General features: G+C 45.7%; 20 protein-coding genes (1 of these 20 running past the window's edge). 1 reads left to right on the forward strand and 19 read right to left on the reverse strand.

Annotated elements, in window-relative coordinates:
• The 13 genes from AC1MEO_RS10460 to acpS all read right to left on the reverse strand — a co-directional run.
• On the reverse strand, positions 1-1762 hold the 5' portion of the coding sequence (locus AC1MEO_RS10460; protein ID WP_480330135.1) for a Tex family protein. It extends 404 nt beyond the left edge of the window; only the first 1762 of its 2166 coding nucleotides appear in the window; its start codon is at positions 1760-1762; the stop codon falls past the left edge of the window.
• Positions 1763-2199: 437 nt separating this feature from the next.
• On the reverse strand, positions 2200-3447 hold the full coding sequence (locus tag AC1MEO_RS10465; protein ID WP_480330137.1) for an MFS transporter: 1248 nt from the start codon (positions 3445-3447) through the stop codon (positions 2200-2202).
• A gap of 205 nt (positions 3448-3652) precedes the next feature.
• Positions 3653-4252, reverse strand: a complete 600-nt coding sequence (locus AC1MEO_RS10470; protein WP_480330139.1) for a PP2C family serine/threonine-protein phosphatase — start codon at positions 4250-4252, stop codon at positions 3653-3655.
• Positions 4252-5034, reverse strand: coding sequence for an RNA polymerase sigma factor SigB (sigB, locus tag AC1MEO_RS10475; RefSeq protein ID WP_146558232.1), 783 nt, complete (start codon positions 5032-5034; stop codon positions 4252-4254). Before sigB ends, AC1MEO_RS10470 begins: the two co-directional genes overlap by 1 nt.
• Positions 5012-5482 carry an anti-sigma B factor RsbW gene (gene rsbW, locus AC1MEO_RS10480; protein ID WP_006830181.1) on the reverse strand — a complete coding sequence of 157 codons (471 nt, stop codon included), beginning with the start codon at positions 5480-5482 and terminating at the stop codon, positions 5012-5014. Before rsbW ends, sigB begins: the two co-directional genes overlap by 23 nt.
• Position 5483: 1 nt before the next feature.
• Positions 5484-5813 (reverse strand): anti-sigma factor antagonist, encoded by a 330-nt coding sequence (locus AC1MEO_RS10485; protein WP_480330142.1) that lies wholly within the window; start codon positions 5811-5813, stop codon positions 5484-5486.
• A gap of 94 nt (positions 5814-5907) precedes the next feature.
• The gene (locus AC1MEO_RS10490; protein ID WP_480330144.1) at positions 5908-6909 is read right to left on the reverse strand and encodes a SpoIIE family protein phosphatase; all 1002 of its coding nucleotides are present in this window, start codon (positions 6907-6909) and stop codon (positions 5908-5910) included.
• A gap of 12 nt (positions 6910-6921) precedes the next feature.
• A complete protein-coding gene (locus AC1MEO_RS10495; protein ID WP_006830184.1) occupies positions 6922-7323 on the reverse strand; it encodes an anti-sigma regulatory factor in 402 nt (133 codons plus the stop codon).
• A gap of 2 nt (positions 7324-7325) precedes the next feature.
• On the reverse strand, positions 7326-7688 hold the full coding sequence (locus tag AC1MEO_RS10500; RefSeq protein ID WP_006830185.1) for an STAS domain-containing protein: 363 nt from the start codon (positions 7686-7688) through the stop codon (positions 7326-7328).
• Complete coding sequence (locus AC1MEO_RS10505) at positions 7688-8515, reverse strand: RsbT co-antagonist protein RsbRA (RefSeq protein ID WP_480330147.1); 828 nt, start codon at positions 8513-8515, stop codon at positions 7688-7690. Before AC1MEO_RS10505 ends, AC1MEO_RS10500 begins: the two co-directional genes overlap by 1 nt.
• Positions 8516-8684: 169 nt before the next feature.
• Positions 8685-9035, reverse strand: a complete 351-nt coding sequence (locus AC1MEO_RS10510) for a type II toxin-antitoxin system PemK/MazF family toxin (protein WP_008432415.1) — start codon at positions 9033-9035, stop codon at positions 8685-8687.
• A 332-nt stretch (positions 9036-9367) separates the two neighbouring features.
• Positions 9368-10525: an alanine racemase gene (gene alr, locus AC1MEO_RS10515; RefSeq protein WP_480330149.1), complete on the reverse strand. Its 1158-nt coding sequence runs from the start codon at positions 10523-10525 to the stop codon at positions 9368-9370.
• Positions 10526-10540: 15 nt separating this feature from the next.
• Positions 10541-10894, reverse strand: coding sequence for a holo-ACP synthase (gene acpS, locus AC1MEO_RS10520; RefSeq protein ID WP_480330151.1), 354 nt, complete (start codon positions 10892-10894; stop codon positions 10541-10543).
• A 68-nt stretch (positions 10895-10962) separates the two neighbouring features.
• Here acpS and AC1MEO_RS10525 point away from each other — a divergent pair, with 68 nt between their 5' ends.
• The gene (locus AC1MEO_RS10525; protein ID WP_480330153.1) at positions 10963-11571 is read left to right on the forward strand and encodes a rhomboid family intramembrane serine protease; all 609 of its coding nucleotides are present in this window, start codon (positions 10963-10965) and stop codon (positions 11569-11571) included.
• 54 nt (positions 11572-11625) lie between these two features.
• Here AC1MEO_RS10525 and AC1MEO_RS10530 read toward each other — a convergent pair whose 3' ends face one another.
• From AC1MEO_RS10530 to AC1MEO_RS10555, 6 genes are all read right to left on the reverse strand, one after another.
• On the reverse strand, positions 11626-13137 hold the full coding sequence (locus AC1MEO_RS10530; RefSeq protein WP_480336080.1) for a PH domain-containing protein: 1512 nt from the start codon (positions 13135-13137) through the stop codon (positions 11626-11628).
• Positions 13130-13609, reverse strand: coding sequence for a PH domain-containing protein (locus AC1MEO_RS10535; protein ID WP_480330155.1), 480 nt, complete (start codon positions 13607-13609; stop codon positions 13130-13132). The genes AC1MEO_RS10530 and AC1MEO_RS10535 overlap by 8 nt, the downstream gene beginning before the upstream one ends.
• A 145-nt stretch (positions 13610-13754) precedes the next feature.
• Complete coding sequence (gene cshA / locus AC1MEO_RS10540) at positions 13755-15284, reverse strand: degradosome RNA helicase CshA (protein ID WP_480330157.1); 1530 nt, start codon at positions 15282-15284, stop codon at positions 13755-13757.
• A 333-nt stretch (positions 15285-15617) separates the two neighbouring features.
• Positions 15618-16316 carry an alpha/beta hydrolase gene (locus AC1MEO_RS10545; RefSeq protein ID WP_480330159.1) on the reverse strand — a complete coding sequence of 233 codons (699 nt, stop codon included), beginning with the start codon at positions 16314-16316 and terminating at the stop codon, positions 15618-15620.
• A 76-nt stretch (positions 16317-16392) separates the two neighbouring features.
• The gene (locus tag AC1MEO_RS10550; RefSeq protein WP_480330161.1) at positions 16393-17751 is read right to left on the reverse strand and encodes a UDP-N-acetylmuramoyl-tripeptide--D-alanyl-D-alanine ligase; all 1359 of its coding nucleotides are present in this window, start codon (positions 17749-17751) and stop codon (positions 16393-16395) included.
• Positions 17752-17764: 13 nt separating this feature from the next.
• Positions 17765-18835, reverse strand: coding sequence for a D-alanine--D-alanine ligase (locus AC1MEO_RS10555; RefSeq protein WP_480330163.1), 1071 nt, complete (start codon positions 18833-18835; stop codon positions 17765-17767).
• Between the last annotated feature and the right edge of the window lie 38 nt (positions 18836-18873).

Raw genomic sequence — 18873 nt, forward strand, 5'->3', positions numbered from 1 at the left:
CAGAGATCCCTGCTTTTCCAACAGACTTTTTGTCTTCTCCAACCAGCTGCAGTAATTTCTCAGCGATGTCATAGCTTTCCGGATGGATGCCTGTTGCGTCCAACGGATTTTTGCCTTCTGGAATCCGCAAGAACCCGATTGCCTGTTCATAGGTTTTCGCCCCCAAACGCGGAATCTTTTTCAGCTGGACACGGGACGTAAAGCGGCCATTCTCATCCCTTACCTTGATAACGTTTTCTGCTACTGTTTTGCTTAAACCTGCCACATACTGCAATAAAGAAGAAGAGGCTGAATTGACGTTGACGCCGACCTGGTTGACCGCTGTTTCGACGACAAAGGTCAGCTGGTCCGCCAATTTCTTCTGGGAAACATCATGTTGATACTGTCCGACACCGACAGCTTTGGGGTCGATTTTCACCAGTTCAGACAACGGATCCTGCAACCGGCGTGCAATCGATGCCGCACTCCGCTCTTCGACTTTCAAGTCCGGGAATTCTGCACGAGCGATATCCGATGCCGAATAAACACTTGCGCCTGCTTCATTGACGATGACATACGAAATATCCGCCGAAGTTTCCGACAGGAAGTCTGCAACAAACTGCTCGGTCTCGCGAGAAGCTGTCCCATTGCCGATCGCCATGATTTCAATCGGATACTTGGCTGTCAGACGCTCCATGATTTTCTTCGAGCCGGCTTGGTCTGATTTTGGGGGATGCGGATAGATCACGGCCACTTCCAACAGCTTGCCGGTTTCATCAATGACTGCGAGCTTGCAGCCTGTCCGGTATGCCGGGTCGACACCCAATACCATTTTGTTTTTCATCGGTGGCTGCAATAGAAGATTCCGTAGATTTTCCGAAAAGATGTGAATCGCCTGGGTTTCCCCTTTTTCACTCAGTTCAGTCCGGATTTCCCGCTCAACTGATGGTTGGATCAGCCGCTTGTAGCTGTCTTCAATAGCTGCAGCCACCACTTCACCTGTCGAGCGCGTCTGTTTCATCCATTTGTTTTTCATCAGCGTGACGATACGGTCAGCCGGAGGATGGATGGAAACTTTCAAAACATCTTCTTTTTCTCCGCGGTTGATGGCCAAAATCCGGTGCGGCACAATTTTCTGGATGGCTTCTTCGTATTCGTAATACATTTGAAAGACCTGCTTCTCGTCTTCATGATTTTTCTTGGCAACGGTTGCGATGGTTCCGTCTTTTCGCGTCATGTATCGGATTTTTTCGCGGATATCCGGATCATCAGCAAATAACTCCGCCAAGATATCCTGTGCTCCTTGGATTGCTTCTTCAACAGAAGCGACGCCTGCTTCTTCATTTACGAATGACCGTGCTTTATCCATTAGTTTTTCATTGCCAGGCTCCATCAGCCAATCTGCAAGCGGCTGGAGGCCTTTTTCTTTTGCAATGGTCGCTTTGGTTCTTCGTTTTTGCTTGTATGGACGATATAAATCTTCAACGCGCTGCAGGACTGTGGCATTGTGGATCGCCTTTTCCAGTTCATCTGTCAGCTTTTCCTGTTCCGTTATGGAACGGATGACATCTATTTTCCGTTGCTCTAAGTTCTGAATGTATGTATACCGGTCATCGATTGCTTTGATCTGGACTTCATCCAAAGATCCGGTGGCTTCTTTACGGTAACGCGCGATAAACGGTACGGTGTTGCCATCTTCGATCAACGCGATGACTTGCGCGACCTGATTGTTTCGCACACCCGTTTCTTTTGCGATTAATGTATGAATTTGCTGCACTTCCATCTGGACACTCCCCTTCAGTTCCTCTCTATTTTAACACATTCAGAAAAGCGGAAGCAGCCGTGTAGCTCTGACGGGCATAAGACAGACCAGCAGAGTGGCGTTCTTTGCCACGACGCTGGGTTGGCTTATGACCCGAAGAGTTGGGTGCTGGAGTCTGGACAATAGAAAAGCGGAAGCAGCCGTGCAGATTCGACGGGCATTAGCGGGAGAGCATAAAAAAGAAGCGCCTCTTGAAAGAGGGCTTCTGTGCGTTGGCCATTCTAATCATTTTTTGCCCATTCCACGGCCGATATGAATCTTCTGGTCCGCGGCAACGTCCGAAAGCTTTGAACTGAGGAACAGGCAGACACCCGCTAGCCTGCAAGAAGCACCTCTTCCATCAATTTGAAAAAGGGCCGACTCGTTTAGGAGTCGGCCTTTTTCGATTGCATCTTTCTTCAAGTCTCAGTCGGAACTTCGACCAGTACAGGCTCTTTGCGCGCCGCCTTGCTTTTCAGCGTTTCAATCAATCCAAACGAAATAATGAAGGCGATCAGATAGGAAATCGGAATGACGACCATTACAGCAGTCAATCCAAACGAGTCAGCCAGTACGCCGGATAAGCCGATTGAGAAGGCACCTACCAGTTCGCCGATCCCCATGATGAGCGCATTAGCCGTAGCCATGACGGCAACCGGTACACTTTCAACCGGTATGATGCTTTGGTAGAGCGTATTCATAGCCAGAATAATTCCGCCAAACAACACCAGAACCACCAGGCTTACTGCAGATTGCGGGAAGATGAACAAGACGAGCGGCGTCACCATCGCCATGGCCAGATAACCAGACATCGCCGGTTTCCTGCCAATTTTATCGGAAGAATAAGGAATGAATATTTGCCAGATGATAGTCAACAATCCAAAGAGCGAGAAGACCAAGCCCATCTGTGTATTGGACAATAAACTCACTTGCGTCAAATAAAGCGGCAAGAATGCATTGAATGTCCACATGGCGCCCATACAGAAGATGCTGATTAGAATACAGATCAGGATATTGCGGTTTTTCACACTATTATAGATTGTGCTTACATTAAAAGCAGTCACAGCTTCTGTTTTCACAACAGCTTCAGGTGGTTTTACAAAACGGAGCATCAACAAAGCGACAACGAAACTTGGAATACTGACAAACAGAAACGCATAACGCCAGCCAAACAAGTCGCCCAACTGCGTCACAACAAGCGGACCAATCGCGACGCCGATTACCGCGGCCCCTGCATAAACCAAGCCCATATTACGCCCCAAAGTCGTCGGACGCGATACAGAAGCCAGAAGCGAAAGTGAAATCGGAAGGATGACTCCTTCACTGGCCCCCAGCAGCGTACGGACAATCAACATAAACGTGTATGTTTCTGCAAACATCGTCAAAAGCGCCAGTACGGATGTGACGATCATCGCCCAGAAAAGAATCATTTTTTTATGCCCCAATCGATCCGAGAGAATCGCAAAGGTTGGAGCTGCCAGCGCAAATCCTATGGTTTGCCACATATTGATTTGACCGATTTTTGTGTTCGTCAAAGCGATATCTTCGATGATAAAAGGCATCAGCATGGAAATTGCCTGTCTATCCAAATACAGAAAACCCCATGCTACGAAAAAGAGCATTACCAATACAGTTTCATAACTTAACCCTTTTTTAATTTTTGCCATTCTGCCAGCCTCCTCGATTAGTCCGTTATTTTGCTCCAGTTGCTTGCCCTTCCACCTCGTTCCTTTTCAGTTCTGCATTTGTACTAACTGAATTGTATGAGAAAGCGCTTTCAAATTATAGAATAAATACCTTCTTATTTTTTCAGAATTTTAACTAAACTTATTTGGTTTTCTATATTCATTTAGGCAAAAAAAAGAAGCCCTCTCATTTGAGAAGGCTCCCTGCTATGAACGTGGCGTCATCACCCGTTTGGATGGAAGCCAGAATATCGCGATATAGTTGTTGAGGTACAGCAGCTTTTCGCATCATGGCTTTCGGATTCCTTAGATCCACTCCGTCAGAATGAATCAAAAACAAATCGTCTTCCACATATGTGTAGAGCTGCGTGCGCAATTTTTGTGGACGCCCTGACAGATACCCCATCACCGGCAATGGATAAATGATTTCATCTGTCGCTTTGCGGTACAGATAAAATCGAATATTGCCGACACAGCTGTATTCGAGCGTTTTTTTATTGAAATCAACTTTAAAGATGGCCACGGCAGCTCCCCGCTTCTGGAGCATTAAGCCGTTAAAGCGATGCATTAATTGATCGATTGTTTCGTGATGGTATTCACGTAAAATTTGAGGAATGACTTGAGACGATTCACGCGCCACAGGCCCACTCCCTAATCCATCGGCTACGGAGCAAATGAAATAATCATCCGTCAACACAGTGTGGTAGCTGTCTCCGGATTCATGGTTTCCTTTTTTCGCTTCGTTGAAAATAAAAGCATCTACAAAACTATGCTGAATTTTCTCCACTACGAAACCCCACCGGCTGCTAAAATAGCTTCTTGAAGTTTCTTGATGGCTTTTCTTTGCAGACGGGAAACGTGCATTTGAGAAATACCGAGTTTATCTCCGGCTTCTTTTTGGCTCAGCTGCTCTATGTAAGTGAATTGGATGATCTGCTTTTCCCGTTCAGAAAGCACATTCATCGCTTCAGCTACAAGCATGCGCTGATCCGCTTTCTCGTAACCATCATCTTCCTGGCCTACTACGTCAAACAATGTGACGGTACTGCCATCTGAATCCGCCTCTAAAGAGTGGTCCATTGAAAGTGCCTGATAGCTTTTGCCCATTTCCATCGCTTCCAAAACGTCGTCTTCTTCGACATCCAGGTATTCAGCGATTTCCCATACTTGCGGCGAACGCTGAAGTTCTGTTGTCAGCACTTCAACCGTCGCTTTAATACGGGGCCCCAATTCCTTTATGCGCCGCGGAACATGGATTGCCCATGTCTTATCGCGCAAAAAGCGTTTGATTTCGCCGATAATTGTAGGCACAGCAAAAGCTTCAAAGCTACGGCCATATGAAGGGTCGTAACGTCTGATCGCTCCTAAAAGCCCAAGCATGCCCACTTGCGCAATGTCCTCGTGGTAAGATTTACCATTAGAATATTTTCGCGCAATGGATTCAACAAGACGCTTGTAATTCAATACTAAATTAGTCTGGGCTTCTTCATCTTCTGTTTTTTGATAAGCTTCAATCCACTCCAGCACCTGCTCTTTAGTAGGCTGATTAGGATGAGACTGTTTCGACATCCTTCTCCACCTGCTCTCCTTCAACATGCTTTGTCATGAAGATTGTTACTCCTTCTTGATGATGAACTTTGACTTCATCCATTAATGTTTCAATCAAATACAAGCCGAGACCTCCTTCACGAAGAAAAGCACCTTCTTCTTGATCGTGATAAGGACCCACTTTTGCTTTAGTTTCTTCAAAATTAAAGCTTTGGCCATGATCTGCTACCATAATCTCGATCTTGTCTTCATATAACGCACAGCCAATGACTACTTCGCCTTCTTCACCTTCTGCATAAGCGTGTTGCACTGCGTTAGTCACTGCTTCGCTTGAAGCGATCTTCAAATCCTCTATATCATCAAATGAAAAACCGATACGGCTCGCCAATCCTGAAATCGTAAGTCTTGCAACCCCGACATACTGGGATTTGGCAGGGACCCTCATTTCTACGTAATCGAAAGGACGCATATCAGTTACCACCCTTCCCGACTGATTCGATATCCATAATATCGCCTAAACCTGTAATATCAAAGAGTCGTTTTAATCGCGCAGAGAGCCCTTTTAACTTTACATGTCCGCCATTTGAATTGACCGATTTATAAAAAGCCACAAAAACTCCCAATCCTGTACTATCCATATAATTAACGTCGGAAAGATCCAACTCTGCTTTCAATCCTTGGTGATTCTGGTAAGCCTCTAATTTTTCCCGTAGGACCGGTGCAGTATGCGCGTCAATTTCTCCACGTATAAAGCCCTCAAGTATATTGTCTGATTCAGTTAAGTCCACTTGAATATTCATTGTATTTTGACACCCCGTTTTTTAAAATTCAATCCCGCTTAAAAAAGCTGTTCTAAGCATTAATACCACATTTGACCCATAGTTAAACCTGCGATTAGACCTTTTTGTAAATCACCAAAGTAAAATCATCCTGAAACTGAGCATTTTGCATCCGCTCAAGCTCGTCATAGACATATTGCACAATGGTTTGGGCAGGCTCATCTTTTTTCTGTTCAATCAATTCAAAAATAACTTCACGTTCGATAAAGCCTTCTTCATTCCGGCCCTCTGTTACACCATCGGTCATCATGATCACCAAGTCGCCTTTTTCCAGATCGATGCTATGTTGTTCATAGACTGCGGCTGGAGATACACCCAGCAGCAATCCTTTTGCAAATAGCTCACTGAACTCGTTGTCTTTGGCACGATACAAGATAGCTGGTTCATGCCCTGCGGATCCATAGGTCAAGCGCGCCTGCTTGGCATCGTAATTGCTGTAAAACATGGACACGAACATGGAGTCGTCGACACTTTTTTCTACAATCCGATTGATGACGCTCAAAACGTCTTTCGGAAGTGCGTGTGTGCTGCTCAAGCTGTCCATACCAAATTTAATCATAGACATGCAAAGAGCAGCCGGAAGGCCTTTGCCGATTACATCCGCAACCGCCACCCCAGCATAACCATCATGATCACTGACAAAATAAATATAATCCCCATTCATTTTTCGCGCAGGAATAGAAAGAAGGCCGATATCCAAACCTTCCAATAGAGGCAATTTGGTTTTCAGCAAGGTTTCCTGCACGTTGGCGGCAAGATCCATTTCCACTTTCAGTTCTTCCTGCTGCTTCAAGAGGCTTTGCCGCTCTTGCAGCGCCAAACCGTAATTGATCATCATTTCAATCAGAAAATCAAAAGAATGCCAGACAATATCCGGCAACTCACCGTATAGCTCCTGAATTGCCACTTTGTGCATACTGATGACCTCTTCAGGTGCGATATTCTCCAAAATCAGCTGGCGGCTGAAATTTTGGCCAACATACAGATTTTGTTCTGTCTGTTTTTTCATGTATTCATTTAGAATCTCTTTGTATTGATTCTCAATTTCTTGAGCCATTGGGTGTTCCCCCTAACGAAGCCACTTTGTAGCTCTTATATCTGTACCTTCACCTAATATCGTTTCGATTTTAAAGTCATCCATCAACCTTTTAACACCAGGTAGACCCGCTCCGAGTCCACCGGAAGTCGTAAAACCGTCTTCCATGACTTTGCGGATATCTGGAATTCCCGGACCGCTGTCTGCAGCTATGATCAGGATTCCTTTAATGCCGTTTTCTGTTAATTGTTGAATTTCGATTCTGCCTTTTCCGGCATACAAATAAATATTGCGGGCAAGCTCACTGATGGCCGTCGTTATGCGTGCCTGGTCAACCGTGCCAAAGCCAAGCTCTTTCGCCACATTACGCCCGAGTTGTCTTGCAGCAACAATATCCCATTCTGTCAAAATTTCCACCGAGGACTGGTCGCTCATGTTTAAGCCTCCAATTCCAATTGAAGTTTATCCAAACCATTTTCTAAATCCAGTGCTGTCATAACGTCTTCAAGTCGAATTCCCAACTCGATCAAAGTGATAGCGACTGCTGGTTGGATGCCAGTAATGACTACTCTGGCCCCCATCAAGCTTGACATGCTGATGACATCTCCCAGAACTTTCGCGATGAATGAATCAATGAAATCAATGGACGTCAAATCAATCACGACACCTCGCGCACTCGTTTCATGCAGCTTGGCCAATAAGTCTTCTTGAAATTGAAGAGCTGTCTGGTCATCAAGTTCCCATTGGATTGAAACAATCAAGGTATCTCTTAGCTTTAAAATCGGAATTCTAAAATTCATCAGTCTTCAACCTCCACAATTTTTCGGTTTGTCCAAGCCAGTGCCTGTTCCACACCTCGCTGTAAAGTGCTTGTTGTCGTAAAGTCGTTCAGGTTAATGCCTAGCGTGACAATCGTCTGGGCAATTTCGGGACGAATTCCAACGAGCATGCATTTCGCTCCAACCAGACGGACAGCATCTGCTGCCTGGATAATGTGATGGGCGACCATTGTATCTACTACGGGTACACCGGTAATATCGAGCAGCACAACCTCTGCCCGGTGCTTGACGACACCTTCCAATAGATTCTCCATGATTAATTTTGCCCGTTCTGTATCGATCGTGCCGACAAGCGGCATAACTGACACTTTCTCAAAGACTGGAATAAGCGATGCTGAAAGTTCCTGCAACGCGATTTTTTGGAGGCTGACTGTACGTTCCCATGTTTTGGAGTATGCCTGAATGGTGCTGTCGCGGATCGGTGAAATCCATTTATTGAACTCTTCTACAAATGCGGTAATATTGCCTTCGTGAATGATCTCTTCTTTCGTCATGCCTTCATAGACAATTTCAGCAAAATGATTGATCGCTTTCGTAACGAATGTAATGGACCACCCAAGGCGAACAACTTTTTCCGCAAAATCGATTAACCGGCTTTCGTAGGCTTGATGGCTTTCCAGTAAATTGGATATCATCAGCTCAGCGAATTCTTGGCTTGTCTGATTCATCAAATCAGTGGGCATTACTTGAAAAGAACGTTCACCTTCCTCGTTCTTCATTTTTTCTTGCCATCGTGAAATAATCTCGGTTAAGTTGCCCTGTATATATTGAGCCATCTGTTTATTCATATAGATTAAAAACCCTCCCTGTGACACTATGTATCTTCAAATTTTATCTGCTACCCTTTATTGTATCGGAAATTCGTTTTTTTCACATCTTTTTTGTCGGTCTGGTTATTTTCTGAAAAAAGGCACCTCGAGAAATATTCTCAAGGTGCCTTTCAAGGAGTATGTATGCTTAAAATTTCACTAGGCCGACACTGATTTCCAATGCCTCGTCCACTTTTTCCATCAACGTGTCATCAAGTTGGGTGATTTTATCGGTCAGCCGCGACTTATCAATAGTCCGCAATTGTTCAAGCAGAATAACTGAATCACGTTCAAAGCCATACTTCTTGGCATTGATTTCTACATGAGTCGGCAATTTGGCTTTTTGAATTTGTGCAGTAATTGCAGCAATGATTACAGTAGGACTGAAACGATTGCCAATATCATTTTGAATCACCAGGACAGGGCGGGTCCCACCTTGCTCAGACCCGACGACCGGTGATAATTCCGCAAAAAAAACATCCCCGCGTTTTACAATCAAGTTGTCACCCTCCGCTTACGAGTCGCACTGTCGTGTGCTCCGCTTCGTACTCAGCGTGAGAACATTCACAAGCAATCGATAGATTGATCTGTGACATCTCCACGTAGCCCTTGATCATCGCTTCCCGAATATGATATGAGTCGTACAGATTCTTAGTCACCCGGTGCGTGGAAACATAAATGAAATCTCCACTTTCTTGAACACGTTCATCTGAATGAGTTGTCAACTCCGAAATAAATTGTTTTGGTAATTTTACAACCACTTCTTTTGTCTTTGACTTCTCGTACACAGCCGACACCTCCGAAAATCCCGTTCTTCTGTCTTTGTCTTTCTCATCTTAACATTGTATCGGGTTCCTGAAAAGGCAAATCGGAAACTTCAGTGTTGTCCGAGTATACCCGAGGCACCCGTTTTGTTAAAATACAGGGAATTTCATAAGGGATGGTGTCCAGCCTGCGCGCCCATTCATCGATGAAAATGCGCTGTCCGCCCTGAGCGCCGATCAATTGCACTTTTTCTCCGACCGCCATTTTTTCAGAAAGGCGGATCATGCATTGATCCATGCAAATCCGCCCCACAACCGGCACGCGTTTGCCCTTCACCAAAACTTCCTGCCCCTGCAGCCCGCGGAGCATGCCATCCGCATAACCGATCGGCAAGGTCGCAATCCATTCGTCTTGTTCGGCACGGTAAGTGGCGCCATAGCTCAGCCCTTCACCGGCTTTCACTTTTTTCACGTGAATAATTTCGGTTTCCAGGCTAAGCGCCGGATGAAGTTCAAATGGCATTTCCTCGCCGACATAAGGGGACGGCGCGATGCCATACAAGGAAATCCCTACACGGACCGCATCACAATACAACTCGGGATGCATGATGGCCGCTGCGCTATTGGATACATGGACCATAACGGAAGGATCATCCAATTTATCGATTACGCTATTCATCGCCCGCACCTGCTGGGTGAACAACGAAGAATCCTGTTCGTCTGCAGTAGCAAAATGCGTGAAGATCCCTTTAAAAGCAAAATCATGATCTGCAATAAAACCGAAGGCCTCGTCCACTTCGTCCACTTGGATGCCGATGCGCCTCATTCCGGTATCCACTTTCAGATGGATCTTCAATGCATTCAGATCAGTTGCCAAATGGCTTGCCGCCATCGACAGCCAGTCAAGAGAAACAGCGGCAACAATAATGTTATGCCGCTGTGCGACCGGAATGAAATTCGATGGTGTCGCACCCAGCACCAGCAACTCCGTTTCAATCCCTTCATTGCGCAGAAAAAGAGCCTCGTCGGGTGTCGCCACTGCCAGCATGCTGACGCCATTCTCAATTGCCGTCTTGGCTACCGCCAGAACTCCATGTCCATAGGCATCCGCTTTTACTACCGCAATCACTTCCGCATCCCCGCTTCTTTTCTGAAAAGCTGTTAAATTCTTTTTGATGGCACCTAAATCAATGACCGCTTTTGTCGGCCGATAATATTCTGTCATCGTAACACCGCCCAATTAATTTGTTTGTAAAAGCACTTGTGCTGCTGCAAATTCCTTTGAATGCGTAATGGATACCAGACCCGTTTCGGTATTCCGGAAATAAACGGAAGGCTTTCCTTTGCTGTCTTTTCTGATTTCGATATCCTGAAAAGAGCAGGCGCCTCCAATTCCAGTTCCTTTAGCTTTGGAGAACGCTTCTTTTGCTGCAAAGCGGCCTGCCAGAAATTCGACTTTCCGCGCAGCTGCCAACCCTCGATATTCGGCTTGTTCAGATTCGGTTAATATACGTTCACGAAATTTCGGTGATTTTGCATCCATTCGCTGAATTCGTGACAATTCAACGATATCCAACCCGATTCCTGTAATCATAAATGTTTCTCCTTTCAATCGCAAACAGGTAACAGGTATAATTGAAGATATGAAATAGAGGTGACTAGATGTTTATTCGAACAGAAAGCTTTAAGCAATACCTGCGCCTGTATCCGGTCGTTTCCACTTTGATCGCCCTTAATCTATTGGTCTATGTACTGGCATTGCTGCCTTTGCTCGGTGATTGGCTTTACTTTTATGGCGTCGGCTCCAACTTCTACATTGCAGAAGGCCAATGGTGGCGTTTCTTCACACCGATATTTCTGCATGGCGGATTGATGCATTTGCTGTTCAATATGTTTTCACTGTTCCTGTTTGGACCTGAATTGGAACGCTTAACCGGCAAAGTCCGCTTTATCACGATCTACCTGCTGGCAGGATTCTTCGCTTCAGCAGCCACCTACTTTTTGCAGCCGCTCGATTATGCCCACGTAGGCGCAAGCGGTGCGATTTTCGGAGTGTTTGGCGCATTTGGTGCATTGGTGTATTATGGTGGACGCGCCTTGCCTCAGCTCAAACAAATTATACTCCCAATTATCGTGATTAGTATAGTCATGACTTTCCTGACCCCCAACGTCAATGTTACGGCACATATCGCCGGAATGATTACCGGGTTCATCATCGGGCTCAGTTATTTCCACCCAAAACGGATTGTCAGTTGGCGGGCAAAAAAATAAAGACAGATGGGGGTAAAATCCCAGCTGTCTTTTTTTATGGGAAATCAGGAACATTCACTGCTTTATTTCTTTGGCTCCGAAAGGTTCATACCACGCCAGAATTCGGCTGGCATCGTCTTTTTCCATATGCGGAATGGCGGCAGTCGCCCCCATCATGCCGGATTTAATCGTCGAATTGATGGAAGCAATGCCTTTGCGGCGTTGGAAATAACTTTGCGTCACTTGGACAACCTGCACCCGTTTCTTTAACATAAAGAACCGGTGCTTGCTAATCCCCCTAAATTGCATCGTCAATTGTTTTTCGCCCAACGCATAGCCCACAGTCCGGTGCTGCCAGATTCCGATAGCTACCACAACTGGCACAAAAATCAGTGCCAGCAGGCCGTACGGATAGAAAAAATACCCTATGCCAGCAAACACCGGGGACAGCCACAACAAGTCCAGACGGTAGAAAAAGTGGATACTGCGCTTCGGAGCCTTGACCAGTTCGGGTTTCCATTCCAGCTCGGGAAACAAATCAGCCAGTATCGGAATCATCCGCTCTGCTTTGACCAAAGGAAACAAACGGATTTTTTCGTCCTTATCCCCGATGGAACCTCCTGCACTTTCAACCACTACTGTGGCATATCCGAAAAGCTCACGCAAAGGATTTTGGCTCACCTTGATGCCTTGAACACGCTTCAGCGGCACTGAAATCTTTTTCTTTTCCAATAATCCTCTGGTGATATAGATATGGTCCTCATCACGCTGAATAGTAAATTGATAATTCGCTACGATGGTCATAATGACCGAAATGACCCAAGCGATCAACAGGACAAAAAAGATCGTCAATGCCACAATCAATGCACCAAAACGCAAAAACAGCATCACTTCTTCGTAAATGGCATCATACGGAATCAGCTCGGAAAACTGAGAAAGAAAAATCGCCACTGCAGAAATTACGACCCCAATCCCACCCGAAGTGGTTGCAAGAATCAATAATTCTTTCATGGACATGCGGTAAAGCACCTTTGTCTCTTTTTTAGGCGGTGCTTCCACTAGTTCCACAGGCCCCATAACTGCACCGCCTTCTTCGGGAAGGTGGTGCTTTGCTTTCTCCATTTCGCTTTCGATGCGGTCCGCATCTTCCCGCGAAATAGCCGTCAGTTCTGCTTCAGCCTGCCCTACTTTGCCGGAACCTGCTGTTTCCACCTTCACTTTCACCAAGCCGAGCGGCCGATGGAAGATGCCTTCTGTATAATTCAAGCTTTGGATCCGGTCAAAAGGAATATATCTCTTTTTCTTTACAAAAAGGCCGTATTCAATGCGCAATTCTCCGTCTTCAAACCAATAAACAAAACGCTTCCATTTGATGATTCCAGCAATCAGCAGGAAGACCAGAACAACACTGCCCACTATAATTGGAATCAAACCCTGCCAGCCCTGGTTAAACATCGAACTGACTCCGCCGTCCCGGAATAGATTAACACCAAAAATGATGATAAACGGAAGGATCAATTCCTTTAAGCCTTTGATGAAATTTAAAAATGCGGAGATGGGATGCAGCTTATAACGTTCTTCATACATCATCTTCCGCCACCCTTGCCAATACGGAAATTCTCGCCCTCAACTCATCGGCTTCCGCTGTAACCAGTGCAGGAATCGTATGAGTGGTTGCCGCTGTTGAAATTGTTATTTCCGCTAAGTCGTATTTCCGTAATATCGGCCCCTGTTCCGTATCCACATGCTGAACACGCACCATCGGCACCAATGTCCGGGTGACGATAAACAGCCCATGCTGCAATTCGATTTCCTGCTCCCTTACCTCATAGCGCCAGCGCTGCCAGCGTATTTTCGGGAACAAGTAAATCATCAGGAAGCCGAACAGCAGGATCACTGCCGCGTAAACAGCGTACAGCCATTGCGGCCAGTCAAAGAAATACGTTAAAACGCCTGCTCCAATTGCAATCAAAGCGATAACCACAGTTTCCATACTGCCGTAAACACGCCAGACGGTTAAGCCTTTTCGTGAAATTTGATTTTTCGGTTGGTTGTCCATTTCCTTCTCTCCAATCGCGTGCCTATCCATTATACGATTTACCTATCAAAACGTTTCAGTCTATTGTAACTGAAATCCGGACAGCAAAAAAGGGCGCATGCCCAAACAGTTTCCTGTTTAGCATACGCCCTTGGATAGATCGGTATTAAGATTCACTGCGGCGAGTCGTACGTCCTGGACGTCCGCCGCCAGTTCCACCACTTCCGCCTTCACGGCGTCGGCTTGCGCCTGAGCTCGCTCCACGGCTTGATGAAGATGGACGAGCTGATGATGAAGAACGATTGCCTTTATAGCCGCCGCCTCCGCCGCTGCGTCCGCTTCCGCTCTTACCTTTATATCCGCCGCCTCCGCGTGATGGCAAAGGACGTTCTTCGGAGATAGAGACTGGAACATCTTCCGGTTCTTTAGTCATTGTTTTAAGTGCAGCAGCAACTAAGTCGACAGCGTCAAAGTTTTCCAGCATTTTAGTCGCAAATTCGCGATATTCGCCAAGATTATTTTTCTCTGTCATTGCTTGCAATTGTTCCATAGCAACACGTTTTTGGCCAAGTACGGCTTCGTCAGCTGTTGGAGGAACCAATGCTTCCATTTTTTTCTTAGTTGTGCGCTCAACGATGCCCAAGTAGCCCATTTCACGTGGTGTTACAAACGTGACTGCGACTCCTTTTTTACCTGCACGGCCAGTACGGCCGATACGGTGGACATAGCTTTCAGGATCTTGAGGAATATCAAAGTTGTATACGTGTGATACGCCTGAGATGTCAAGTCCACGAGCTGCTACATCTGTTGCAACCAAAATATCGATTTTGCCTGCTTTGAACTGCTTCAAAACTGACATACGTTTAGCTTGGCTCAAATCGCCATGAATTCCTTCAGCAAGATAGCCGCGGATATTCAAAGCTTTAGCTAATTCGTCAACCCGGCGTTTCGTGCGTCCAAAAATGATCGCAAGTTCAGGCTGTTGAACATTCAAAAGACGTGAAAGAACATCGAATTTTTCGCGTTCTACTGCTTTAACATAGAATTGCTCGATGTTTTCAACAGTCATTTCTTTTGATTTAATTTTAACGATTTCAGGAGTCTTCATGAATTTCTCTGCAATACGGCGGATTGCATCCGGCATAGTTGCTGAGAACAACAATGTTTGGCGAGTGTCAGGAACACTTGACATGATTGTTTGAATGTCTTCGATAAAGCCCATGTTCAACATTTCGTCTGCTTCGTCAAGGATCAATGTGTTTACATTATCCAATTTAAGCGTACGGCGGTTGATATGGTCTAAAAGGCGTCCAGGCGTACCAACGATAATATGTGGACCGTTTTTAAGTGCACGGATTTGACGGCTGATTTCTTGGCCACCGTATACTGAAAGGATGCGCACGTTTTTATCTTGGCCCAGTCTGTACAACTCTTCTGAAACCTGTATTGCTAATTCGCGAGTTGGCGCAATTACTAATCCTTGAACGCTGCCATCTTTAGTGTTGATTTTTTCAATCAACGGAATACCGAATGCAGTTGTTTTACCAGTTCCCGTTTGGGCTTGTCCGATAATGTCCTTGCCTTCCATACCTAGACGGATTGTGCCTTCTTGAATCGGTGTTGCTTCTTCAAACCCCATGCGTTTTACGGACTTTAAAGTTGTTTCGCTAATATTTAACTCTGAAAATTTTACCAAATTTTTTCAATCTCCTTTTGTCTTCATCTGATTTACAAATGGTGTACATTTTAGATGAATAGTGACAAGGGCGAGCCTTTATGAGGAAGTTTCACGTCGAAAATCATACTCTGTAGTTTTAAGTCAGAGGGGATGTGTGAACAGGAAAAGCTCGGGCTTTGCCGAGCGGTCTGATCGGCGGGTACTTGATACCCTATCTATAGAACAAACCGTTTTGCTCAAAAAAATACTCTTCACAGGGAAGAGTAATTCAAAAATGTATCCATTGCTCTCAAAAGAATAACATGTTTTTTTTTTTTTTGCAATCAATATGCAAAGGTTCTAATAATCAGTTTACTCTGAGCCTTTTTTCATAAACGCGAAAACTTTCTTGAACCAATCGTCGCAATCGTCACTGTAACAGATTAAATGCTTGCCCGATTCTGAATGGATCATGCATTTTTCAGCCGAACCGATGTGGTCATAGATGAAGTCTGCCGCAGAAGCAGGGACTATACTGTCCTTGCCGCCCTGCACAATACAGACCGGCACTTTAATCTTATCGTAATATGGTTCCACCATCTTTACGACCCGCAGAAATTCAACAGCAGAACTCACAGGTGTATTCATCAGCTTGTATTCATAAAGATGAAAAGATGAATTTTCCGCTATTCTTCCAGCCAGCACATCCCGCATCGCTCCATGCACTTCCTCAAAAATCTGTGCAGGACTGATGTATTTGGCAGCGGCACTCAGCAGGACCAGCCGGTCGACCTTATAGCGCATTGCCAAATACATCGCAATCAAGCCGCCCATCGAAAAGCCGACAATGATGATGCGGTCCGCTGATTTTTTTAGCCTTTTCAGTGCCAGTTCCGCTTCCATCATCCAGCTTTCAGCTGAAATGCTCTTTAATGCCAATTTTTCGCCATGTCCTGGAAGCGTCGGTATTTCTACAACCCAGTCGGTTTCATCCTTTAGGAAATCAGCAAACGGTTCCACTTCAAACGGGCCTCCTGTAAAGCCATGGATACAAAGAACCCCGGTCTTCAAATCATTCCCCTCTTTTCACTGCCTGACAGCATAGAGCTTTCCAGTTTATAAGCCATTGCCTTCGCCTGTTCTTTTTTTACTGTCTGCTGAAAGGTTCAATGATCTTCTCCAGTGCCATACCACGGGAACCTTTGACTAATATGACGGTATCCTTATTGGTATACCTTTTCAACAAATCAATAATCGGGCCATAATCTGCTTCACTCCACAGCAACTTGCCGCTATAGACAGGCTTCAGCTTATCGTATAGCCATTTCATGCGTGGTCCATACAGGCAGACCCCAGCCAAATTATTGGAGATGTACTTGCTGAGCGCTTCGTGATAGCTTTGCTCGTCTTCTCCAAGTTCAAGCATATCGCCCAGCACAATCCACTTCTTCTCTTTCATCGTTGTTTCACGGATGAAGTTCAAAGCTGCATTCATTGAGGAAGGAGCTGCATTATAGGCATCGTTTATAAAAATGGCTCCATTGTCCGCTTGGATCATCTGCATGCGCATATCAGTTAAAGCTGCATCCTTCAAGGATTTACGGATCTGTTCTTCTGACAGGCCGGCTTCGAGAGCGATCAAAATAGCTGCCAAGGTGTTTTTCACCTGATGCTCGCCCAATACAGGAATGGTAAATGCGGCATCGATGATTCCGCTGACCATAAAGCTGCTGCCATTTTCCGTAGCTTTAATGTCCGTCACCGTCAATTCGTTGTTGTCGTCGAATCCAAAAGAAACGGCCTGCGGGAAAGACTCCATGAACGGCTGCAGCAATGGCTCATCGCCGTCATAGAAAAGTTTGCCGTGCTGCTGCAGGCCCGCCGTGATTTCGAATTTCGCTTCAGCAATGGCTTCGCGGGATCCTAGATCCTGCAAATGTGCTTCCCCGATATTGGTGATGATGGCATAGTCAGGACGCGCCAGCTCAGACAGAAATTCAATCTGCCCTTTGCCGCTCATGCCCATTTCCAGAACGGCGACTTTGGTGTCTTCATCCAAAGACAGGATGGTCAACGGCAAGCCCAATTCGTTATTGAAATTGCCCTGGGTTTTCTGCACTTTGAAATAGGGTTTCAAAACGCTCGCTACCAGATCCTTTGTCGAAGTCTTGCCATTGGAACCAGTGATACCGATGACGATTGCCGGCAATTCATCGCGGTAAGCCCGCGCCATCTCCTGCAAGGCAACTTCACAGTCATCCACGAAAAGCAAAGGCAGATCTTCCGGCGCCCCCGGCTCGTCGCGCTGCCATAAAGAAGCTGCTGCACCTAATTCGATGGCTGAACGGACATACTTATGCCCATTCACTTGTTCGCCACGGAAAGGAATGAACAAATCGCCCGGCTTGAGCGTTCTCGTGTTGATCGAGACACCTGTAACGTCAAAGCCTTTTAAATTAGTTTTGATATCTAGCCACTTGGCTACTTGCTCAATCTTTTTTTTCATTTGGCTTCTCCACTCAATCTATTTTAACTTGCAGTAACTGTTTTTCTTCATGCCGTTCAATTGCTAAAGCAATAAGCCGCTCAATCAGCTCCGGATATGGTAAACCCGTGTGTTCCCAAAGCAAAGGGAACATGCTGTAAGGCGTAAAGCCCGGCAAGGTGTTCACTTCATTAATCAGAATTTCATTGTCCTCTGTTACGAAAAAGTCTGCACGTACGAGTCCGGAGCAATCCAGGATTTTAAAAGCTTTCTTGGCATCCGCCTCTAATTTCGCGTAGACCGCCTCGTCCAATTCAGCAGGAATGATCATTGCTGCATTGCCATCCTGGTATTTCGCTTCGTAATCGTAGAAAGCTTTTAATGGCTTGATTTCACCGGCTACTGAACAAGCAGGCTCATCGTTGCCCAGAACGCCCAATTCGATTTCGCGGGCGACCACTCCTTGTTCAACTACAATTTTACGGTCGAATTTCAACGCTTCCTTTATCGCAACAATCAACTCTTCGCGATTATCCGCTTTACTGATACCGACACTCGACCCTAAATTGGCGGGCTTCACAAAAACTGGCCAAGTGAGTTCCGCTTCTATCTTATCCAACCAAACGTCGCGGTTCTTATCCCAGTCTCTTCTTATAAAATACACATATGGCGTTTGTTCTAAACCTGCCTGTTCAAACAATTGCTTCATTACGACCTTGTCCATCCCCGCTGAAGATGCCAATACTCCGTTTCCAACATAAGGAATATTCATAACTTCAAGAAGGCCTTGCACAGTTCCATCTTCTCCGTTTGGCCCATGCAGCAAAGGAATGATGACATCCAGCGCTTCTCCGCTTTGTGCCGGGAGGAATCCGGAAATATCATTCGGCTTTGAAGATTCGCCAGCCAGTTGAAGCTGCTCAATCGTTTTTGCTGTTTCTATAAGGCGGGCGCCTTTTCGCCATTCCCCATCTTGCGTGATGTAAATGGGATACACTTCATATGCATTAAAATCAATTGCTTTTGTAACTGCCAGGGCTGTAGACAGAGAAACTTCATGCTCCGCCGATTTGCCTCCGTATAATAAACCAATTCGTTTTTTCATCTAAGAAACCTCATTTCATTGTCCATATTGCTTAGTTT

Source organism: Planococcus sp. BI3, assembly GCF_056680115.1.